Origin of the sequence: Streptomyces cylindrosporus, from assembly GCF_022698165.1 — a bacterium.
GTDB classification, from domain to species: domain Bacteria; phylum Actinomycetota; class Actinomycetes; order Streptomycetales; family Streptomycetaceae; genus Streptomyces; species Streptomyces cylindrosporus.
Genome location: NZ_JALDAY010000003.1, coordinates 605,805 through 625,134, shown reverse-complemented (window position 1 = coordinate 625,134; position 19,330 = coordinate 605,805). Strand labels below are relative to the sequence as shown.

The following is a 19,330-nucleotide window of genomic DNA, read 5'->3' as shown; positions in this document are numbered from 1 at the left end:
GACCGTCGATACAGCTTACGAGTTAGGTCACCCTAATGCACCGGGGAAACCGCTGTTGAGACAGCTGCCCCCTCACCGGCCCCCCGCCGTTTCCCGGCTGTCAGTGGCGGGTGGCAGGATCGACCCATGTCAGACGCGCTCGATGCCACCCCCTACGACGCCCTGCTCCTGCTCTCCTTCGGCGGCCCCGAGGGCCCGGACGACGTGGTCCCGTTCCTGGAGAACGTGACGCGTGGGCGAGGCATCCCCAAGGAACGCCTGAAGGAAGTCGGTCAGCACTACTTCCTGTTCGGCGGGGTCAGCCCCATCAACGACCAGAACCGCGCCCTGCTGGACGCCCTGCGCAAGGACTTCGCGGACCACGGCCTGGACCTGCCGGTCTACTGGGGCAACCGGAACTGGGCGCCCTACCTGACCGACACCCTGCGCGAGATGACCGCCGACGGCCGCCGTCGCATCCTGGTCCTCGCCACCAGCGCCTACGCCTCGTACTCGGGCTGCCGCCAGTACCGCGAGAACCTCGCCGACTCGCTCGCCGCCCTGGAGGCCGAGGGCCTGGAGCTCCCCAAGGTCGACAAGCTCCGCCACTACTTCAACCACGAGGGCTTCCTGGAGCCCATGATCGACGGCGTCCTGCAGTCCCTGGCCGACCTCCCCGAGGAGGTCCGGGACGGCGCCCACATCGCGTTCTCGACCCACTCGATCCCCACCGCCTCGGCGGACAGCTCCGGCCCGGTCGAGGGCCACGGCGAGGGCGGCGCGTACGTGGAGCAGCACCTGGACGTGGCGCAGCTGATCGCCGACGCGGTCCGCGAGCGCACCGGCGTGGACCACCCCTGGCGGCTCGTCTACCAGTCCCGCTCGGGCGCCCCGCACATCCCGTGGCTGGAGCCGGACATCTGCGACCACCTGGAGGAGCTGCACGGCGTCGGCGCCCCCGCGGTCGTCGTCGCCCCCATCGGCTTCGTCTCCGACCACATGGAGGTCCTCTACGACCTCGACACGGAGGCGAAGGCGAAGGCGCAGGAGCTGGGCCTGCCGATGCGCCGCTCGGCCACCGTGGGCGCCGACCCGCGCTTCGCCGCGGCCGTCCGCGACCTGGTCGTGGAGCGCGCGGCCGTCGAGCGCGGCCAGGAGGTCACCCCCTGCGCCCTGGGCGCCCTCGGCGCGAGCCACAACCTCTGCCCGGTCGGCTGCTGCCCGGCCCGCGCCCCCCACCCCGCCGCGGCCGGCGCCGACAGCCCCTACGCGTGAGGAGCCCCGTGACCGACCCCCTCCACCAGGAACTGCTGGAACTGGCCCAGGAGGCCGCCCGGCGCGCCGGAGACCTCCTCAGGGACGGCCGCCCGGCCGACCTCGCGGTGGCCGCCACCAAGTCGAGCCCCATCGACGTGGTGACCGAGATGGACATCGCGGCGGAGAAACTGATCACGGACCTGATCTCCACCCACCGCCCGCACGACGGCTTCCTCGGCGAGGAGGGCGCCGACACGGAGGGCACGAGCGGCATCCGCTGGGTGATCGACCCGCTGGACGGCACGGTCAACTACCTCTACGGCCTGCCGACCTGGGCCGTCTCCATCGCGGCGGAACAGGACGGCGAGACGGTCGTCGGGGTCGTGGCGGCCCCGATGCGCGGCGAGACGTACCACGCGGTGCGCGGCGGCGGTGCCTGGCAGGGCGAGCGGGAACTCACCTGCCGCCCGGCCCCGCCCCTGGAACAGGCCCTGGTCTCCACGGGCTTCAACTACGTCACCGAGGTCCGCGCCCACCAGGCCGAGGTGGCCCACCGGCTGATCCCGCTGCTGCGCGACATCCGCCGCGGCGGCTCGGCCGCGGTCGACCTCTGCGATGTGGCCGCCGGCCGCCTGGACGGCTACTACGAGCGCGGTCTGAACGCGTGGGACTACGGCGCGGGCGACCTGATCGCCCGGGAGGCGGGCGCCCTGACCGGTGGCCGCCCCGGAGAGCGTCCCTCCCGTGACCTGACGGTCGCGGCCACCCCGGGCGTCTTCGAGCCCCTCCAGCGCCTCCTGGAGGACTTCGGCGCCTGGCACGACTGAAAACCCCTCGCACAGGACAGCGGGCCCCCGGCGCTGGATTCGCCGGGGGCCCGCTGTCCTGCTCAAAGCCGATCAGACGCTATGCGCCGACCTCCACACCGTGCTCGGCGGCAAGGCGGCGCAGGTCGTCGAGCTCGGCCTGTTCCACCTCGACGAGGAAGTCGTCGCCCTCGTCGCGAGCCCGCGTCAGGTCGGACTCGGTCGTCCTTATGCGCTGCAGAAGTCCTGCGGTGAATGCGTCCATGCTGCGCCCCCTCGTCCTGGGTCGTGGGTCGGTGGCACGGGGGTGTGCCGTTCGGAAGGGGCGATCACGTCTCCATCAGGTGCCCGGCACAGTCCGCGCCGGGCGGCGACGGTGCCGGACACCCACGCCCACTCTGCGGAAAGCGGATTGCGCCGTGCCGCATGGTGCTGCGGCACTAGCAGAGCGTGATCGCGGGGTATGAACCGTCCTCCCCGCGCTTCCTTCCACGGAAACCTCAACCCGACGAGAAAATCTCGCATTCCCGGACCTCACACCTGTTCTTCATGTTGAGACAACCGCGGCCTTCCCTGCTCCTCCCCCCGCCTTACAGCCGACTTATGGCCGAAAAGGGCAGGATGGAGGCACACACTCATGAAGCAGGAAGGACAGTCACGTGCGCGTACTCGTCGTCGAGGACGAGCAGCTGCTCGCCGATGCGGTGGCCACCGGACTGCGCCGGGAGGCCATGGCCGTCGACGTCGTGTACGACGGTGCGGCCGCCCTCGAACGCATCGGCGTCAACGACTACGACGTGGTCGTCCTGGACCGCGACCTCCCCCTGGTCCACGGCGACGACGTCTGCCGCAAGATCGTCGAGCTCGGCATGCCCACGCGCGTACTGATGCTCACGGCCTCCGGCGACGTCAGCGACCGGGTCGAGGGCCTGGAGATCGGCGCCGACGACTACCTCCCCAAGCCCTTCGCGTTCAGCGAGCTCATCGCACGCGTGCGTGCCCTCGGCCGGCGCACCAGCGTGCCCCTGCCGCCGGTCCTGGAGCGCGCCGGCATCAAGCTCGACCCCAACCGCCGCGAGGTCTTCCGCGACGGCAAGGAGGTCCAGCTCGCCCCCAAGGAGTTCGCCGTCCTGGAGGTGCTGATGCGCTCCGAGGGCGCCGTCGTCTCCGCGGAGCAGCTCCTGGAGAAGGCCTGGGACGAGAACACCGACCCGTTCACCAACGTCGTGCGCGTGACCGTCATGACCCTGCGCCGCAAGCTGGGCGAGCCGCCCGTCATCGTCACCGTCCCCGGCTCGGGATACCGGATCTGATCACCGATGGCCGCCACACCCGCTCTCCCCACGGCACCCCCGAAACCCACCTGGGACCCCCGCAAGCCCGAACCGCCGTTCCCCTGGCTGCGCCCGACCATCCGCATACGGCTCACGCTGCTGTACGGCGGGATGTTCCTGATCGCCGGGATCCTGCTGCTGTCGATCATCTACCTGCTGGCCGCCCAGGCCCTGCACGAGGGCAGCGGCCAGACGTTCTCGGTGTCCGGCACCAACCTCGGCATCAGCAGCCCCACCTGCCCCAAGCTCAACCAGGCGGGCAACAACGACGAGTTCAACTCGATCCTCAACTCCTGTGAGGCGGTCCAGCGCCAGCACGCCCTGGACGACCTGCTCAGCCGCTCCCTGCTGGCCCTGCTGGGCCTCGCGGTGATCGCCTTCGCCTTCGGCTACGCGATGGCCGGCCGGGTGCTGTCGCCGCTGGGCCGGATCACCCGCACCGCCCGCGCGGTGGCCGGCTCGGACCTGTCCCGCCGGATCGAGCTGGACGGCCCGGACGACGAGCTGAAGGAGCTCGCGGACACCTTCGACGACATGCTGGAGCGCCTCCAGCGCGCCTTCACCGCCCAGCAGCGCTTCGTGGGCAACGCCTCGCACGAACTGAGGACCCCGCTCGCGATCAACCGCACGCTGCTGGAGGTCCACCTCTCCGACCCGAACGCGCCGGTGGAGCTTCAGCAGCTCGGCAAGACGCTGCTGGCGACGAACGAGCGCAGTGAGCAGCTCGTGGAGGGCCTGCTGCTGCTCGCCCGCAGCGACAACCAGATCGTCGAGCGCAAACCGGTCGACCTCGCCGAGGTCGCCCAGCAGGCCGTCGACCAGGTGAACGCGGAGGCACAGGCCAAGGGCGTGGTGATCCGCGGCGAGCAGAAGCCCGCGGTGGTCCAGGGCAACGGCGTGCTGCTGGAGCGCATCGCGCTGAACCTCGTACAGAACGCGGTGCGGTACAACGTCTCCGAGGGCGGCTGGGTCGAGGTCACCACCGAGGTCCAGCACGGCCAGGCGGTCCTGGTCGTGTCGAACACCGGCCCCGTGGTACCCGCGTACGAGATTGACAACCTGTTCGAGCCCTTCCGGCGGCTGCGTACCGAGCGGACGGGCAGTGACAAGGGTGTCGGCCTGGGGCTTTCCATCGTCCGGTCGGTGGCGCGGGCCCATGGCGGACACATTTCGGCGCAGCCGCGAGAGGGGGGCGGGCTGGTGATGCGTGTCACACTGCCCATCTGAGATGGCATCGTCGGCACTCGGGGTTGTTCGCTTTGCGCGGAATTTTCCGGGCGTGGAGGCGGGTACCCCGTGTGTGATCGATCACATGGGCGAATTTCCGGCCATCTACTCTCCGTGATCATGTCGGGCGTCGTAAAGCCGGGAAAATCCGGGTTTTCGGGTGTCTTGATCACGGGAAGTACAGGTTGAGACGCCTTTGAAGTGCGGCATGGGGACCGTGTACGGTCCCGTTCGCCATCCAAGCCGATCACTCTTGAGGGGTCCGATTGGGTGTCGATTGAGTAACAGACCTTGATGTGAGGCAAAATCTCCGCCTCGAGGCGGGCACAAGTCCGGCCTCTCACGCGTTACGTGCGCTGGAGACACCCGCAGACACCCAGAGGGGGAGAGCGAAATGGCAACGGATTACGACACCCCACGCAAGACCGACGACGACGTCGACTCCGACAGCCTTGAAGAGCTGAAGGCCCGGAGGAACGACAAGTCGACCTCGGCGGTCGACGTCGACGAGTTCGAGGCCGCAGAGGGCCTCGAACTGCCCGGAGCCGACCTCTCGAACGAGGAGCTGGCCGTCCGGGTGCTGCCCAAGCAGCAGGACGAGTTCACCTGCATGAGCTGCTTCCTGGTGCACCACCGCAGCCAGCTGGCCCGGGAGAAGAACGGTCAGCCGATCTGCCGCGACTGCGACTGAGGACGGGTCGGCCGTGACTGGCTCGACCCCACCTCGGAAGCGCCGCTTCCTCCTGCCGGGAGCGGACCAGGGGCAGCAGCAAGGCCCCCACGGCACGCGTGACGACGAGCGGGGCTCGTCCGGTACGACATCCGGCACCACCGGATCCACCGGATCGGCCTCGCTCGAACCGGCGACCGACCGGGCTGACCTCCCGGCGCCGGAAGAGCAGAAACCCGCGCCCGTCGCGAAACGGCGGGCCGCGGTGATCCGGGAGAAGGCCGCAGAAGGCGTCCGCAAGGGCGGCAGCCGGGCCCGAGCGGGCCTGGCGTACCTCGCCGACCGGATCATCGAGAACGCCCCGCGGATCCCCGTACGCGACCTCGCGACGCTCCGCAGGCAGTTCCCGGGCCTCGGGCCCGAACAACTCGCCGACAAGCTCGTGGCGGGCGCCGCCGTCGCGACCTCGACCGTCGGAGCGGGGGTCGGAGCGGCGGCGATGCTGCCCGTGCCGCCCGCCATGCCGACGGAGATCGCCGCCGAGATCACCGGCGTGGCCGCGATCGAGCTGAAGCTCATCGCCGAGCTGCACGAGGTCTACGGCGTACGGCCGCCCGGCAACCTCAAGGAACGCAGCACCGCCTACCTGAACTCCTGGTCGGGCGAGCGCGGGGTCGACGTGACGAAGCCGTCGACCGTGGGCGGCGCGCTCAACAGCCAGATGAAACAGCAGCTGCGCCAGCAGATCATGAAGCGCATGGTGCGCGACCTGCCCAATCTGATGCCCTTCCTGGTGGGCGCAGCCGTGGGTGCGGCCATGAACCGCCGCGACACCAAGAGGCTCGCCGAGCGCATCCGCAAGGACCTGCGCAAGATCCAGGTGCCCTGGGACGCGCTGCCCGAGCTGCCCGCCCTGGAGGCCCCCGCCGAGCCGCTGGAGCTCGGGGACATCACCAGGGAACTGGGCCGCTGAGCGGGCCCTACACCGCCGCCTGACGGGCCGCCTTCAGCGCCTCGGCCAGCCGCTCCGGCTCCCGCGTCGACAGGTACAGGTACGGCGTCGGGTCCTCCGGATCGGTGACCTCCACCTTCAGCGCGCCGGGGATGTACGCGCGCAGCAGCAGGAACGCGCGCGTGTCCGCCTTGTACGTGCGCCAGGCGCGCGCCTCCTCCGCGTCCAGCACCTCCGCCTCCCCGAGCGCCGTCACCGGGATCTTCGCCTCGCCGGCGATCAGCGAGCCGCCCACGATCCGGATGCGGACCGAGCCGTACGAGCTCGCCACGACCGCCGACGCCGCCGTGCCGCCGACCAGTCCGCCGAGCAGCGGCAGGGTGCCGAAGGGCAGCAGGATCAGGGCGAAGGAGACGCCGACCAGGAAGGAGATCAGCCACCACGAGCGGGGGGCGGTGAGGCGTTCTTCGTACGGGGTGGCGGAGAGCTGCATGGAGCCAAGCTTGGCACGGTGTCCGGATATGGCGGACGCGCGGGTAAGGTCTGCGGCTGTGAGTGGTACTTCCGCAGCTCTGAAGCCTCCCGCCGACGCGGTGAAACCCGTGCGGCACCCCGACGCTCCCGCGCCCGGTGAGCTTCTCGGGGCGCACTACGAACAGTGTTTCGGGTGCGGTGGCGAGCAGCCCCACGGGCTGCACCTTCAGGCGCGGGCCGGCGAAGGCGTCACCATCGCCGCGGAGTTCACCGTGCAGCCCGCCCACCAGGGCGCGCCCGGCCTCGCCCACGGCGGGGTGCTGGCGAGCGCGCTGGACGAGACCCTCGGCTCCCTGAACTGGCTGCTGCGGACCATCGCCGTGACGGGCCGCCTGGAGACGGACTTCGTGCGACCGGTGCCGGTCGGCACCACCCTCTACCTGACGGCCGAGGTCACCGCGGTGGCCGGCCGCAAGATCTACTCGACCGCCACCGGTCGGCTCGACGGTCCCGAGGGCCCGGTCGCCGTCCGCGCGGACGCGCTGTTCATCGAGGTGAAGGTCGACCACTTCATCGACAACGGCCGCCCGGAGGAGATCCGCGCCGCCATGAGCGACCCCGACCAGCAAAGGCGCGCCCGCGCCTTCGAGGTGAACCCGTGAGCCGTGATCCCCTGAACGTGCTGATCCGGCGCGTCGACCCGGACGTACCGCTTCCGTCGTACGAGCACCCCGGTGACGCGGGAGCCGATCTGCGCACCACCGAGGGGTGCGAACTGGCGCCCGGGGAGCGGGTCGTGCTGCCCACCGGGGTGTCGATCGCCCTCCCGGAGGGGTACGCGGCCTTCGTGCACCCCCGGTCCGGTCTCGCCGCCCGCTGCGGTGTCGCCCTCGTGAATGCCCCGGGGACGGTTGATGCCGGGTACCGTGGGGAGATCAAGGTGATCGTGGTGAATCTCGACCCGCGCGAGGCCGTGCGGTTCGAGCGCTTCGACCGGATCGCCCAGCTGGTCGTCCAGCAGGTCGAGAGGGTCCGCTTCCGGGAGGTCGCGGAGCTTCCCGGCTCGGCGCGGGCCGAAGGGGGCTTCGGGTCCACCGGAGGGCATGCGGCGGTGGCCGGGACGGGCAGCACGAACGGTGAGGCCGCCATGGGCGGCCCTACGGGTGGGAATCGATACGCTTCGGTCGTATCCGACCGGGAAGGACAGTGACGTGTTCGGACGTCGCAACAAGAAGGGTGCCGCCGAGGACGCGGCCGGCGAGGCCGAGCAGGTCGTCGACAGTGTCGACACTGAGGCGGACGAAGAAGAGGTCGAGCGCGAGCGTGTGCGGCTCGAACCCGAACCCCGGCCCGACGGGCCCTGGGACGAGTCCGAGGTGCGCGACCCCGCCGAGGGCCGTGTGGACCTGGGCGGACTCTTCGTGCCCGGCGTCGACGGCATGGAGCTGCGGGTCGAGGTCGCGGGTGACGCGATCGTCGCGGCGACCGTCGTACTGCGCGACAGCGCCATCCAGCTGCAGGCCTTCGCCGCTCCCAAGCGCGAGGGCATCTGGGGCGAGGTGCGCGAGGAGATCGGCTCCGGCATCACCCAGCAGGGTGGCATCGTCGACGAGGTCGAGGGCCCGCTCGGCTGGGAGCTGCGCGCCCAGGTGCCGGTGCAGCTGCCGGACGGCACGGGCGGCTTCCAGGTCGTGCGGTTCGTCGGTGTGGACGGCCCGCGCTGGTTCCTGCGCGGTGTGATCTCGGGCCAGGGCGCCGTGCAGCCGCAGGCGGCCGGCCTCCTGGAGCAGATCTTCCGGGACACCGTCGTGGTCCGCGGCGAGGGCCCGATGGCGCCCCGCGACCCGATCGTCCTCAAGCTGCCGAACGACGCCCAGATGGTCCCCGAGGGCGTCCAGCAGGAGGAGGGCTCGCGCTTCTCCGGCGGCATGGGGCAGCTCCAGCGCGGACCGGAGATCACCGAGGTCCGCTAGACAGCCGTAGCGAAGAGGGCCGTACCCCTGGCGGGTGCGGCCCTTTCTCGTGCGCGCACCCTTGACGGCGCATTGGTCTGTACCTACGGTCTCGGCTCAACGCCTCTGTTCACAGAGGGACTTGTCGTTCACATACGAGAACGGATGGCCCCCCACCATGCGCCGGACCGCACTGTTCGCAACCGCCTCCGCCCTTGTCGTGGGCATGATCGCCTGGCCTGCCGCCCGGCACGCCGACGCCGCCCCCAGCACCTTCGTCCACCCCGGAGTCACCGTCTCCCGGGCGCAGTTGGACTTCGCCCGCACCAAGGTGAACGCCGGCGCCCAGCCCTGGAAGGGCGCCTTCGACCAGATGCTGGCCAGCAAGTACGCCGACCTGAACCGCACGCCGAAGCCGCGCGCGACGGTCGAGTGCGGCTCGTACTCGAACCCCAACTACGGCTGCACCGACGAGCGCGAGGACGCGATAGCCGCGTACACCGACGCCCTCGCCTGGTACATCACCCGCGACGACCGCTACGCGCAGAAGGCGATCCAGCTCATGGACGCCTGGTCCGCCGTCATCAAGGAGCACACCAACAGCAACGCGCCCCTGCAGACCGGCTGGGCCGGCTCCTCCTGGCCCAAGGCCGCCGAGATCATCAAGTACACCTACACCGGCACCTGGACGAACTCCGCCCGCTTCGCGACCATGCTCCGGGACGTCTACCTCCCCGAGGTCATCAACGGCTCCAACTCCAACGGGAACTGGGAGCTGTCGATGATGGAGGCCGCCGTCGGCATCTCCGTCTTCCTGGAGGACAAGACCTCGTACGACAAGGCCATGGCGAAGTTCCGCACGCGCGCGGCCGCGTACGTCTACCTGTCCACGGACGGCGACCTGCCCAAGACCGTGCCGAGCCAGAACCTCGACACCAAGGCGAAGATCGTCAGCTACTGGCAGGGGCAGTCCACCTTCGTCACCGGGCTCACCCAGGAGACCTGCCGCGACTTCACCCACACGGGTTACGGCATCTCCGCGATCTCGCACATCGCCGAGACCAGCCGGATCCAGGGCCAGGACCTGTACGGCACCGACGTCGGCGAGCGGCTGCGGCAGGCGCTCGGCTTCCAGTCCAAGTACCAGCTCGGCGCGGCCGTCCCGAGCTGGCTGTGCGGCGGCTCGCTCACTCTGGGGCTCGGGCCGGTCACCGAGGTCGGCTACAACGCCCTGCACAACCGCCTCGGCATCGCGATGACCAACACCCAGACGCTGACCGAACAGCAGCGCCCGGCCGGCAGCAACAACCTCTTCGTGGCCTGGGAGACCCTCACCCACGGCGACAACCCCAGCTGAACCGTTGATCGACCGGGCGCCGGACGGCGATACTGGCGCCCGGTCGACGGGGGAGGCGACATGAGCAGCCAGGTGGTCACCGAGACCATGGTGCGCGTCGAGAACATCCACAAGTCGTACGGTCATGGAGCGGCCGCCGTGCACGCGCTGCGCGGCGTCTCCTTCGAGGTGCCGCGCGGCGAACTCGTCGCCCTCAAAGGGCGGTCGGGATCGGGCAAGACCACGCTCCTCAACATCGTCGGCGGACTCGACGTACCGGACCGGGGGCGGGTGAGCGTCGACGGGCAGGAGCTGTCCGGGCTCGGCGAGGACGGGCTGCTCGCGCTGCGCCGGGACCGGATCGGGTTCGTCTTCCAGTCCTTCGGGCTGATCCCGATCCTCACCGCCGCCGAGAACGTCGGCGTCCCGATGCGGCTGCGCAAGGCGGACGTGCGGGAACGCGAGGAACGGGTCGAACTGCTGCTGGCCCTCGTCGGGCTCGCCGACCACGCGAGGCAGCGGCCCGGGGAGCTGTCCGGCGGCCAGCAGCAGCGCGTCGCCATCGCGCGTGCCCTCGCCAACAGCCCCGCGCTCCTGGTCGCCGACGAGCCGACCGGCCAGCTGGACGCCGAGACCGGGCACGCCGTGATGGAGCTGCTGCGTGCCGTCGTCCACAGCGAGCGGGTCACCGCCCTCGTCGCCACCCACGACGCGACCCTCCTCGACCTGGCCGACCGCGTGCTGGAGCTGAGCGACGGGGAGATCGTCGAGCACTGACCGGCCAGGCCCGTCAGGGATACGTCAAAAACGTCGCTTACCCCGGCCCTCGCCCCCTTTGTCCGGATCATTGGCCGTAAGGTCGACGCTGCGTGCGCAGCGGTGAACCGGAAGAAAATAGGGGTCATGGGACGCGGCAAGCTTCGGATCTACCTCGGTGCGGCACCGGGCGTCGGCAAGACGTACGCCATGCTCTCCGAGGCGCACCGGCGTGTGGAGCGGGGCACCGACTGCGTGGTCGCCTTCGTGGAGCACCACGGCCGGCCGCGCACCGAGGTGATGCTGCACGGCCTCGAAGAGGTCCCGCGCAGGGAGCTGGAGTACCGCGGGGCCGTCTTCGCCGAGATGGACGTGGACGCCGTGCTGCGCCGTGCCCCCGCCGTCGCCCTGGTGGACGAGCTCGCCCACACCAACATCCCCGGCTCCCGGAACACCAAGCGCTGGCAGGACGTGGAGGAGCTGCTCGCGGCCGGCATCGACGTCGTCTCGACCGTCAACATCCAGCACCTCGAATCGCTGGGCGACGTCGTGGAGTCGATCACCGGTGTGCGGCAGCGCGAGACCGTGCCGGACGAGGTGGTGCGGCGGGCCGACCAGATCGAGCTTGTCGACATGTCGCCGGAGGCGCTCCGACGCCGTATGGCGCACGGGAACATCTACCAGCCCGACAAGGTCGACGCGGCCCTCTCCAACTACTTCCGCCCCGGCAACCTCACCGCCCTGCGCGAGCTGGCGCTGCTGTGGGTGGCCGACCGGGTCGACGAGTACCTCCAGCAGTACCGCAGCGAGCACCGGGTCTCCAGGATCTGGGGCTCGCGGGAGCGGATCGTGGTCGGGCTCACCGGCGGCCCCGAGGGACGCACCCTGATCCGCCGGGCCGCGCGGCTCGCCGAGAAGGGCGCCGGCGGCGAGGTGCTCGCCGTCTACATAGCCAGCAGCGACGGGCTGACCTCGGCCTCCCCGAAGGAACTCGCCGTCCAGCGCACGCTCGTCGAGGACCTCGGCGGCACCTTCCACCACGTCGTCGGCGACGACATACCGGCCGCGCTGCTCGCCTTCGCGCGCGGCGTCAACGCCACCCAGATCGTGCTCGGCGTCTCCCGGCGCAAGAGCTGGCAGTACGTGTTCGGACCGGGCGTCGGAGCGAGCGTGGCCCGGGACTCGGGGCCCGACCTCGACGTCCACCTGATCACCCACGCCGAGGCCGGCAAGGGGCGCGGGCTGCCGGTGGCCCGGGGCGCGCGGCTCGGCCGGTCCCGGATCATCTGGGGCTGGCTGGTCGGCGTCGGCGGACCGGCCCTCATGGCGGTGCTGCTCAGCACCGTCGACCTCGGCCTCGCCAACGACATGCTGCTGTTCCTGGCGGTGACGGTCGCGGCGGCGCTGCTCGGCGGACTGCTGCCCGCGCTCGCCTCGGCCGCGGTGGGCTCCCTGCTGCTGAACTACTTCTACACACCGCCCCTGCACCGCTGGACCATCGCCGACCCCAAGAACATCGTCGCCATCGTGATCTTCGTCGGCGTCGGCGTCTCGGTGGCATCGGTCGTCGACCTCGCCGCCCGCCGCACCCACCAGGCGGCCCGGCTGCGCGCCGAGTCGGAGATCCTGTCCTTCCTCGCCGGGAACGTGCTGCGCGGCGAGACCGGCCTTCAGGAACTGCTGGAACGGGTCCGCGAGACCTTCGGCATGGAGTCGGCGGCCCTGCTGGAGCGGGCGAGCGACCACGACCCGTGGACCTGCGCGGGCCGCGCCGGGCCCGGTACGGCGGTCGAGCGGCCCGAGGACGCCGACGTGGACGTCCCGGTCGGCGACCACATGGCCCTTGCGCTGACCGGCCGGGTGCTGCCCGCGGAGGACCGCCGGGTGCTGGCCGCGTTCGCCGCCCAGGCCGCCGTCGTACTGGACCGCCGGCGCCTCCAGGAGGAGGCCGACCAGGCGCGGGCGCTCGCCGAGGGCAACCGGATCCGCACGGCGCTGCTGGCCGCCGTATCGCATGATCTGCGTACTCCGCTCGCCGGGATCAAGGCGGCCGTTTCGTCCCTGCGGTCGGACGACGTGGCGTGGTCCGAGGAGGACCAGGCCGAGCTTCTGGAGGGCATAGAGGAGGGCGCCGACCGGCTCGACCACCTGGTGGGCAACCTCCTCGACATGTCCCGGCTGCAGACCGGGACGGTCACCCCGCTGATCCGCGAGGCCGACCTCGACGAGGTGGTGCCGATGGCGCTGGTCGGGGTGCTCGAGGACAGCGTCGAGCTGGAGATCCCCGAGACGCTGCCCATGGTCGCCGTCGACCCCGGGCTGCTGGAGCGGTCGGTGGCCAACCTGGTCGAGAACGCCGTCAAGTACAGCCCGGCCGGGAAACCCGTCCTGGTGGCCGCCAGCGCCATCGCCGACCGCGTCGAGGTGCGGGTCGTCGACCGCGGCCCCGGCGTCCCCGACGAGGCCAAGGAGCGCATCTTCGCCCCCTTCCAGCGCTACGGCGACGCCCCGCGCGGCGCCGGCGTGGGTCTCGGCCTCGCGGTCGCCCGGGGCTTCGCCGAGGCCATGGGCGGCACGCTCAACGCCGAGGACACGCCCGGCGGAGGCCTCACCATGGTGCTCACCCTGCGCGCGGAAGGATGGCGCGCGGAACTCCACGACGACGGCGCCGAACCGGCGGAACCCGAAAGGCAGGTCACATGACCCGCGTGCTGGTCATCGACGACGAGCCGCAGATCGTGCGCGCCCTCGTGATCAACCTCAAGGCGCGCAAGTACGAGGTCGACGCGGCCCACGACGGCACCACCGCGCTCCAGCTCGCCGCCGCCCGCCACCCCGACGTGGTCGTCCTCGACCTCGGCCTGCCCGACATGGACGGCGTCGAGGTGATCCGGGGCCTGCGCGGCTGGACCCGGGTGCCGATCCTCGTACTGTCCGCCCGGCACACCTCCGACGAGAAGGTCGAGGCGCTGGACGCGGGCGCCGACGACTACGTCACCAAGCCCTTCGGCATGGACGAGCTGCTGGCCCGGCTGCGGGCCGCGGTCCGGCGTGCCGAGCCGGTCGGGGCCGGGGACGGCGAGGTGACGGTCGTGGACACCGGGGAGTTCACCGTCGACCTGGCCGCGAAGAAGGTCAACCGGGGCGGCCGGGACGTACGGCTGACGCCCACGGAGTGGCATCTGCTGGAGGTGCTAGTCCGCAACACGGGCCGGCTGGTGAGCCAGAGGCAGCTGCTCCAGGAGGTGTGGGGGCCGTCCTACGGGACGGAGACCAACTACCTGCGGGTGTACATGGCCCAGCTGAGAAGGAAGCTGGAGGCGGACCCGTCGCACCCGAAGCACTTCATCACGGAGCCGGGTATGGGGTACCGGTTCGAGCGGTAGGCCCGCGGGTACGAAGGTGTCAGTGCACCCCGGTACGCTTCAGATATGAGTGCTGTTCCTCGTTCCGAAAAGTCGGTGGGCCGGTTCAGGCGCATGCTCGACCGGCTCTCCTCGTCGCAGGAGGACCTGGAGTCGGAGGAGCTGCGGGAGGACGCCGAGACCACGGGCTGCGTGCGTATCGGCGACTGCCACGACCGACAGGTCGTCACGGTTACTGGTACCTTGCGCACGGTCACCCTGCGGCCGCGGGCGGGCGTCCCGGCCCTGGAGGCCGAGCTGTTCGACGGCTCCGCCGCGCTGGACGTGGTGTGGCTCGGCCGGCGCTCCATCGTGGGGATAGAACCGGGGCGCAGACTGATCGCATCGGGCCGGATCTCGATGAGCCGGGGCCGCCGGGTGCTGTTCAACCCGAAATACGAACTGAGACCCCTCGGACGGGAGTAGCCGGTGACGTCGCTCGACAAGCCGACAGAGGACACGTCTGCCGACGATGCCCGGGCGGTGACCGAGGCCGCCCTGTTCGAGGCGTTCGGCGGCGTGCGGGGCATGGTCGAGACGGTGCTGCCCGGCCTGCTCTTCGTCACGATCTTCACGATCAACAAGGACCTGCACTGGTCGGCGATCGCCGCCCTCGCCGTGTCCCTGCTGCTCGTGGTGGTCCGGCTGGCCATGCGGGACACCGTCAAGCACGCCTTCAGCGGTGTCTTCGGCGTCGCCTTCGGTGTCGTCTTCGCGATGATGACGGGCAACGCCAAGGACTTCTACCTCCCCGGCATGCTCTACACGCTGGGCCTGGCGGTGGCGTACATCGTCACGACCCTCGCGGGCGTGCCCCTGATCGGCCTGATCCTCGGCCCGGTCTTCAAGGAGAACCTCTCCTGGCGCACCCGCAACCCCGGCCGCAAGAAGGCGTACGCCAAGGCGAGCTGGGCCTGGGGCCTCATCCTCCTCGCCAAGTGCGCGATCCTCTTCCCCCTGTACTGGTGGGCGAACACCGCGCAGCTCGGCTGGGTCCTGATCGCCCTGAAGATCCCGCCCTTCCTGCTGGCGGTCTGGCTGACCTGGGTCTTCCTCGCGAAGGCGCCCGCGCCGATCGACGTCTTCGCGGAGATGGAGGCGGAGGAACAGGCCGAGAAGCAGCGCAAGGCGGAGCTGGCGGCCGAGCGCGCCGAGCAGAGTGAGGCGGCCGGCGGCCGGCACCGTCGAGAGGCCTAGTCAGCGGTACGACGACGAGGGGCGCCCCGCACTCGCGGGGCGCCCCTCGTCGTCGTGACCGGAACGCCTAACCCGCCGCGTCCTCGCGGCGCACCGACAGCAGGTCCTCCAGCTGTTCCTCCCTGGCCTGGGCGGCCACGAACAGGAGCTCGTCGCCCGGCTCCAGGGAGTCGTCGCGGGTCGGGGTCAGGACCCGGGTGCCGCGGATGATGGTGACCAGGGACGTGTCCTCGGGCCACTCCACGTCGCCGACCTGGGTGCCGGCCAGGGCCGACTCCTCCGGGAGGGTCAGCTCGACGAGGTTCGCGTCGCCGTGGCTGAAGCGGAGCAGGCGGACCAGGTCGCCGACCGAGACCGCTTCCTCGACCAGCGCCGACATCAGGCGGGGGGTGGAGACGGCCACGTCGACGCCCCAGGACTCGTTGAAGAGCCACTCGTTCTTCGGGTTGTTGACCCGGGCGACGACGCGCGGGACGCCGTACTCCGTCTTCGCGAGGAGGGAGACGACCAGGTTGACCTTGTCGTCTCCGGTCGCCGCGATGACGACGTTGCAGCGCTGGAGCGCCGCCTCGTCGAGGCTCGTGATCTCGCAGGCGTCGGCGAGCAGCCACTCCGCCTGGGGGACGCGCTCGACCGAGATGGCGGTCGGCGCCTTGTCGACGAGCAGGACCTCGTGGCCGTTCTCCAGCAGCTCGCCCGCGATCGAGCGGCCGACCGCGCCGGCACCGGCAATGGCGACCCTCATCAGTGACCGCCCTCCTCTTCGGGACCCTTGGCGAAGGACGCCTCGACCTTGTCGACCTCGTCGGTGCGCATCATCACGTGCACCAGGTCGCCCTCCTGCAGCACCGTCTGCGAGCTGGGCAGGATCGCCTCGCCGAGCCGCGTGAGGAACGCCACGCGGACGCCCGTCTCCTCCTGCAGCTTGCTGATCTTGTGGCCGACCCAGGCCGGGGAGGTGTGCACCTCCGCGAGCTGGACGCCGCCGGTGGGGTCGCGCCACAGGGGCTCGGCGCCCGAGGGGAGCAGCCTGCGCAGCATCTGGTCGGCCGTCCAGCGGACCGTCGCGACGGTGGGGATGCCCAGGCGCTGGTACACCTCGGCACGGCGCGGGTCGTAGATGCGGGCCGCGACGTTCTCCACGCCGAACATCTCGCGGGCCACCCGGGCCGAGATGATGTTGGAGTTGTCACCGCTGGAGACGGCGGCGAAGGCGCCGGCCTCCTCGATGCCGGCCTCGCGCAGGGTGTCCTGGTCGAAGCCGACGCCGGTCACGCGACGGCCACCGAACCCGGGGCCGAGCCGACGGAAGGCGGTGGGGTCCTGGTCGATCACCGCGACCGTGTGCCCCTGTTGCTCCAGTGTCTGGGCCAGAGCGGAACCCACTCTTCCGCAGCCCATGATGACGATGTGCACGACCGTCCTTCCGAATGACCGAAAACTACTGCTCAGATCAGGGTCTCAGACCGACGCCCAAGCTACACACGCGCGGTAGGACGTCGGCACCCCTGTGCACGGTTGCCGTGCACAGGGAGTTCTCAGCGACGGCTGATGCTGCGGATGCTCACAAGTGTCAGGATTCCGAGGCCGACGAGGGTCGCGGCGGCGCCGATCAGTTCGGCGGTGGCGTGCATGGGGCCTCCAGGGGGCGGCGACGGCCGGGAATTCGGGCGGTGTTTGTCATATAGACATGCGGGTGCGCCGAGCTGCGGAATCCGCAGCCGGGGGGACCTCTGATTTCACTCGGAGAGCAGATCGAGGGTGGCGGGTGGTTGGGCACCCGTTCGAACGCCTACGATGCTCTGTTGTGTCCAAACTGACCGACGTGCCCAAACGGATCTTGATCGGGCGCGCACTGCGCAGTGACCGGCTGGGCGAAACGCTCCTGCCGAAGCGCATCGCCCTCCCCGTCTTCGCCTCCGACCCGCTGTCCTCCGTGGCCTACGCCCCGGGAGAGGTGCTGCTGGTCCTGTCCATCGCGGGCGTGTCGGCGTACCACTACAGCCCCTGGATCGCCCTCGCGGTGGTCGTGCTGATGTTCACCGTGGTCGCCTCGTACCGGCAGAACGTGCATGCCTACCCCAGCGGTGGCGGCGACTACGAGGTGGCGACGACCAACCTCGGCGCCAAGGCCGGCCTCACCGTCGCCAGCGCCCTGCTGGTCGACTACGTCCTCACCGTCGCCGTCTCGATCGCCTCCGGCATCGAGAACCTCGGCTCGGCGGTGCCGTTCGTGGTCGAGCACAAGGTGCTCTGCGCGGTCGCGGTGATCGTGCTGCTGACGCTGATGAACCTGCGCGGCGTCAAGGAGTCCGGCAAGCTCTTCGCGATTCCGACGTACGTCTTCGTCGGCGGCGTCTTCATCATGATCGCGTGGGGTGCCTTCCGCGGGCTGGTGCTCGACGACACCATGCGCGCGCCGACGGCCCAGTACACGATCAAGGCCGAGCACCAGGGCCTCGCGGGCTTCGCGCTCGTCTTCCTGATGCTGCGCGCCTTCTCCTCCGGCTGTGCGGCGCTGACCGGTGTCGAGGCGATCTCGAACGGCGTCCCGGCTTTCCGCAAGCCCAAGTCGAAGAACGCGGCGACCACCCTCGCCGCGATGGGCCTGCTCGCCGTCACGATGTTCTGCGGCATCATCGTGCTCGCCCTGACGACCAAGGTCCGCATGGCCGAGAACCCGGCCACCGACCTGCTCAAGAACGGCATCGGCGTCGGCGCCGACTACGTGCAGAACCCGGTGATCACCCAGGTCGCCGAGGCCGTCTTCGGCAAGGGCAGCTTCTTCTTCGTGGTCCTCGCGGCGGCCACCGCGCTGGTGCTGTTCCTGGCCGCGAACACCGCGTACAACGGCTTCCCGGTGCTCGGCTCGATCCTCGCCCAGGACCGCTACCTGCCCCGCCAGCTGCACACCCGCGGCGACCGCCTGGCGTTCTCCAACGGCATCGTGCTCCTGGCCGGCGCGGCCACCCTGCTGACCGTGATCTACGGCGCCGACTCCACCCGGCTGATCCAGCTGTACATCGTCGGCGTGTTCGTGTCCTTCACGCTCAGCCAGACCGGCATGGTCCGGCACTGGAACCGCCACCTGGCCACCGAGAAGGACCCCGCCAAGCGCCGCCACATGGTGCGCTCGCGCGCGATCAACACCTTCGGCGCCTTCTTCACCGGCCTGGTCCTGGTCGTCGTCCTGGTCACCAAGTTCACGCACGGCGCCTGGGTGGCCCTGCTCGGCATGTGCATCTTCTACGCGACGATGACGGCCATCCGTAAGCACTACGACCGTGTGGCCTCCGAGATCGCGGCCCCCGAGGGCCCGAGCGACGACAGCGTACGGCCCTCCCGGGTGCACTCGGTCGTGCTGATCTCCAAGATCCACCGCCCCACGCTCCGCGCGCTCGCGTACGCCAAGCTGATGCGCTCGGACTCGCTGGAGGCGCTCACCGTCAACGTCGACCCGGCGGAGACCAAGGCGCTGCGCGAGGAGTGGGAGCGGCGCGGGATCGACGTACCGCTGAAGGTCCTCGACTCGCCCTACCGCGAGATCACGCGGCCGATCATCGAGTACGTGAAGGGGCTGCGGAAGGAGTCGCCGCGGGACGCGGTGTCCGTGATCATCCCCGAGTACGTGGTCGGCCACTGGTACGAGCATCTGCTGCACAACCAGAGCGCCCTGCGGCTGAAGGGCCGGCTGCTGTTCACGCCCGGTGTCATGGTGACGTCCGTGCCCTACCAGCTGGAGTCCTCCGAGGCCGCGAGGAACCGGGCCCGCAAGCGGCAGGAGTGGAACGCGCCGGGTTCGGTGCGGCGCGGTCCGGCGGTGCAGGGGCGGCCCAAGGAGCCTTCGGGCACGGCGGGTTCGTCTGGTTCCCCGGCGGGTTCGTCCGGTTCTTCGGGCAGCGGCAAGGGCTGACGCGCGCTGGTCGGCGGCCGGACGACACCCACGTAGACTGGTGGGCTGTTGTCCGGCCGTTGTTCTCTCTCGA

At 70.5% G+C, this 19,330-nt stretch carries 20 protein-coding genes; 16 read left to right on the top strand and 4 right to left on the bottom strand.

Annotated features, from left to right (window positions below):
- Window positions 1-126 precede the first annotated feature (126 nt).
- Together MQP27_RS12160 and MQP27_RS12155 are read left to right on the top strand one after the other, a co-directional pair.
- Window positions 127-1,254, top strand: coding sequence for a ferrochelatase (locus tag MQP27_RS12160; protein WP_242764833.1), 1,128 nt, complete (start codon window positions 127-129; stop codon window positions 1,252-1,254).
- Between the two features lie 8 nt (window positions 1,255-1,262).
- Complete coding sequence (locus MQP27_RS12155) at window positions 1,263-2,063, top strand: inositol monophosphatase family protein (protein WP_242764831.1); 801 nt, start codon at window positions 1,263-1,265, stop codon at window positions 2,061-2,063.
- Between the two features lie 79 nt (window positions 2,064-2,142).
- Here MQP27_RS12155 and MQP27_RS12150 read toward each other — a convergent pair whose 3' ends face one another.
- Complete coding sequence (locus MQP27_RS12150; RefSeq protein ID WP_242764828.1) at window positions 2,143-2,307, bottom strand: hypothetical protein; 165 nt, start codon at window positions 2,305-2,307, stop codon at window positions 2,143-2,145.
- Window positions 2,308-2,701: 394 nt separating this feature from the next.
- Between MQP27_RS12150 and MQP27_RS12145 the strand changes: the two genes are divergently transcribed.
- The 4 genes from MQP27_RS12145 to MQP27_RS12130 all read left to right on the top strand — a co-directional run bounded on the left by MQP27_RS12145 (window position 2,702) and on the right by MQP27_RS12130 (window position 6,246).
- A complete protein-coding gene (locus tag MQP27_RS12145; protein WP_003993508.1) occupies window positions 2,702-3,355 on the top strand; it encodes a response regulator transcription factor in 654 nt (217 codons plus the stop codon).
- Window positions 3,356-3,361: 6 nt separating this feature from the next.
- Window positions 3,362-4,603 carry a sensor histidine kinase gene (locus MQP27_RS12140; RefSeq protein WP_242764826.1) on the top strand — a complete coding sequence of 414 codons (1,242 nt, stop codon included), beginning with the start codon at window positions 3,362-3,364 and terminating at the stop codon, window positions 4,601-4,603.
- A gap of 394 nt (window positions 4,604-4,997) precedes the next feature.
- Window positions 4,998-5,294 (top strand): DUF4193 domain-containing protein, encoded by a 297-nt coding sequence (locus tag MQP27_RS12135; protein ID WP_005481602.1) that lies wholly within the window; start codon window positions 4,998-5,000, stop codon window positions 5,292-5,294.
- Window positions 5,295-5,307: 13 nt separating this feature from the next.
- Entirely contained in the window at window positions 5,308-6,246 is a 939-nt protein-coding gene (locus MQP27_RS12130) for a hypothetical protein (RefSeq protein ID WP_242764824.1), read from the top strand.
- A 7-nt stretch (window positions 6,247-6,253) separates the two neighbouring features.
- On the opposite strand, the gene MQP27_RS12125 is transcribed toward MQP27_RS12130, so the two are convergent.
- Window positions 6,254-6,718: a DUF3093 domain-containing protein gene (locus MQP27_RS12125; RefSeq protein WP_242764822.1), complete on the bottom strand. Its 465-nt coding sequence runs from the start codon at window positions 6,716-6,718 to the stop codon at window positions 6,254-6,256.
- A gap of 58 nt (window positions 6,719-6,776) precedes the next feature.
- Here MQP27_RS12125 and MQP27_RS12120 point away from each other — a divergent pair, with 58 nt between their 5' ends.
- From MQP27_RS12120 to MQP27_RS12080, 9 genes are all read left to right on the top strand, one after another.
- The gene (locus MQP27_RS12120) at window positions 6,777-7,361 is read left to right on the top strand and encodes a PaaI family thioesterase (protein ID WP_242764820.1); all 585 of its coding nucleotides are present in this window, start codon (window positions 6,777-6,779) and stop codon (window positions 7,359-7,361) included.
- A complete protein-coding gene (dut, locus tag MQP27_RS12115) occupies window positions 7,358-7,909 on the top strand; it encodes a dUTP diphosphatase (RefSeq protein ID WP_242764818.1) in 552 nt (183 codons plus the stop codon). The genes MQP27_RS12120 and dut overlap by 4 nt, the downstream gene beginning before the upstream one ends.
- Window position 7,910: 1 nt before the next feature.
- Complete coding sequence (locus MQP27_RS12110; protein ID WP_242764816.1) at window positions 7,911-8,672, top strand: DUF3710 domain-containing protein; 762 nt, start codon at window positions 7,911-7,913, stop codon at window positions 8,670-8,672.
- 157 nt (window positions 8,673-8,829) lie between these two features.
- On the top strand, window positions 8,830-10,008 hold the full coding sequence (locus MQP27_RS12105) for an alginate lyase family protein (protein WP_242764814.1): 1,179 nt from the start codon (window positions 8,830-8,832) through the stop codon (window positions 10,006-10,008).
- A gap of 60 nt (window positions 10,009-10,068) precedes the next feature.
- Window positions 10,069-10,764: an ABC transporter ATP-binding protein gene (locus MQP27_RS12100; protein WP_242764812.1), complete on the top strand. Its 696-nt coding sequence runs from the start codon at window positions 10,069-10,071 to the stop codon at window positions 10,762-10,764.
- Window positions 10,765-10,890: 126 nt separating this feature from the next.
- Window positions 10,891-13,446 (top strand): DUF4118 domain-containing protein, encoded by a 2,556-nt coding sequence (locus MQP27_RS12095; protein WP_242764810.1) that lies wholly within the window; start codon window positions 10,891-10,893, stop codon window positions 13,444-13,446.
- Entirely contained in the window at window positions 13,443-14,129 is a 687-nt protein-coding gene (locus tag MQP27_RS12090) for a response regulator (protein WP_242764808.1), read from the top strand. Before MQP27_RS12095 ends, MQP27_RS12090 begins: the two co-directional genes overlap by 4 nt.
- Window positions 14,130-14,174: 45 nt before the next feature.
- Window positions 14,175-14,573: an OB-fold nucleic acid binding domain-containing protein gene (locus tag MQP27_RS12085; RefSeq protein WP_242764806.1), complete on the top strand. Its 399-nt coding sequence runs from the start codon at window positions 14,175-14,177 to the stop codon at window positions 14,571-14,573.
- Window positions 14,574-14,576: 3 nt separating this feature from the next.
- Complete coding sequence (locus tag MQP27_RS12080) at window positions 14,577-15,344, top strand: DUF3159 domain-containing protein (RefSeq protein ID WP_242764804.1); 768 nt, start codon at window positions 14,577-14,579, stop codon at window positions 15,342-15,344.
- A 67-nt stretch (window positions 15,345-15,411) separates the two neighbouring features.
- Here MQP27_RS12080 and MQP27_RS12075 read toward each other — a convergent pair whose 3' ends face one another.
- Window positions 15,412-16,089: a potassium channel family protein gene (locus MQP27_RS12075; protein WP_242764802.1), complete on the bottom strand. Its 678-nt coding sequence runs from the start codon at window positions 16,087-16,089 to the stop codon at window positions 15,412-15,414.
- On the bottom strand, window positions 16,089-16,760 hold the full coding sequence (locus MQP27_RS12070; RefSeq protein WP_242764800.1) for a potassium channel family protein: 672 nt from the start codon (window positions 16,758-16,760) through the stop codon (window positions 16,089-16,091). The genes MQP27_RS12075 and MQP27_RS12070 overlap by 1 nt, the downstream gene beginning before the upstream one ends.
- 391 nt (window positions 16,761-17,151) lie before the next feature.
- Between MQP27_RS12070 and MQP27_RS12065 the strand changes: the two genes are divergently transcribed.
- The gene (locus MQP27_RS12065; protein WP_242764798.1) at window positions 17,152-19,257 is read left to right on the top strand and encodes an APC family permease; all 2,106 of its coding nucleotides are present in this window, start codon (window positions 17,152-17,154) and stop codon (window positions 19,255-19,257) included.
- Window positions 19,258-19,330 lie beyond the last annotated feature (73 nt).

What these genes read in the sequence shown, in the direction of transcription:
- MQP27_RS12160 (WP_242764833.1), top strand. Translation starts at nt 127, where the DNA reads ATGTCAGACGCGCTCGATGCCACCCCCTACGACGCCCTGCTCCTGCTC.
- MQP27_RS12150 (WP_242764828.1), bottom strand. Translation starts at nt 2,307, where the DNA reads ATGGACGCATTCACCGCAGGACTTCTGCAGCGCATAAGGACGACCGAG.
- MQP27_RS12140 (WP_242764826.1), top strand. Translation starts at nt 3,362, where the DNA reads ATGGCCGCCACACCCGCTCTCCCCACGGCACCCCCGAAACCCACCTGG.
- MQP27_RS12135 (WP_005481602.1), top strand. Translation starts at nt 4,998, where the DNA reads ATGGCAACGGATTACGACACCCCACGCAAGACCGACGACGACGTCGAC.
- MQP27_RS12125 (WP_242764822.1), bottom strand. Translation starts at nt 6,718, where the DNA reads ATGCAGCTCTCCGCCACCCCGTACGAAGAACGCCTCACCGCCCCCCGC.
- MQP27_RS12105 (WP_242764814.1), top strand. Translation starts at nt 8,830, where the DNA reads ATGCGCCGGACCGCACTGTTCGCAACCGCCTCCGCCCTTGTCGTGGGC.
- MQP27_RS12100 (WP_242764812.1), top strand. Translation starts at nt 10,069, where the DNA reads ATGAGCAGCCAGGTGGTCACCGAGACCATGGTGCGCGTCGAGAACATC.
- MQP27_RS12095 (WP_242764810.1), top strand. Translation starts at nt 10,891, where the DNA reads ATGGGACGCGGCAAGCTTCGGATCTACCTCGGTGCGGCACCGGGCGTC.
- MQP27_RS12090 (WP_242764808.1), top strand. Translation starts at nt 13,443, where the DNA reads ATGACCCGCGTGCTGGTCATCGACGACGAGCCGCAGATCGTGCGCGCC.
- MQP27_RS12085 (WP_242764806.1), top strand. Translation starts at nt 14,175, where the DNA reads ATGAGTGCTGTTCCTCGTTCCGAAAAGTCGGTGGGCCGGTTCAGGCGC.
- MQP27_RS12075 (WP_242764802.1), bottom strand. Translation starts at nt 16,089, where the DNA reads ATGAGGGTCGCCATTGCCGGTGCCGGCGCGGTCGGCCGCTCGATCGCG.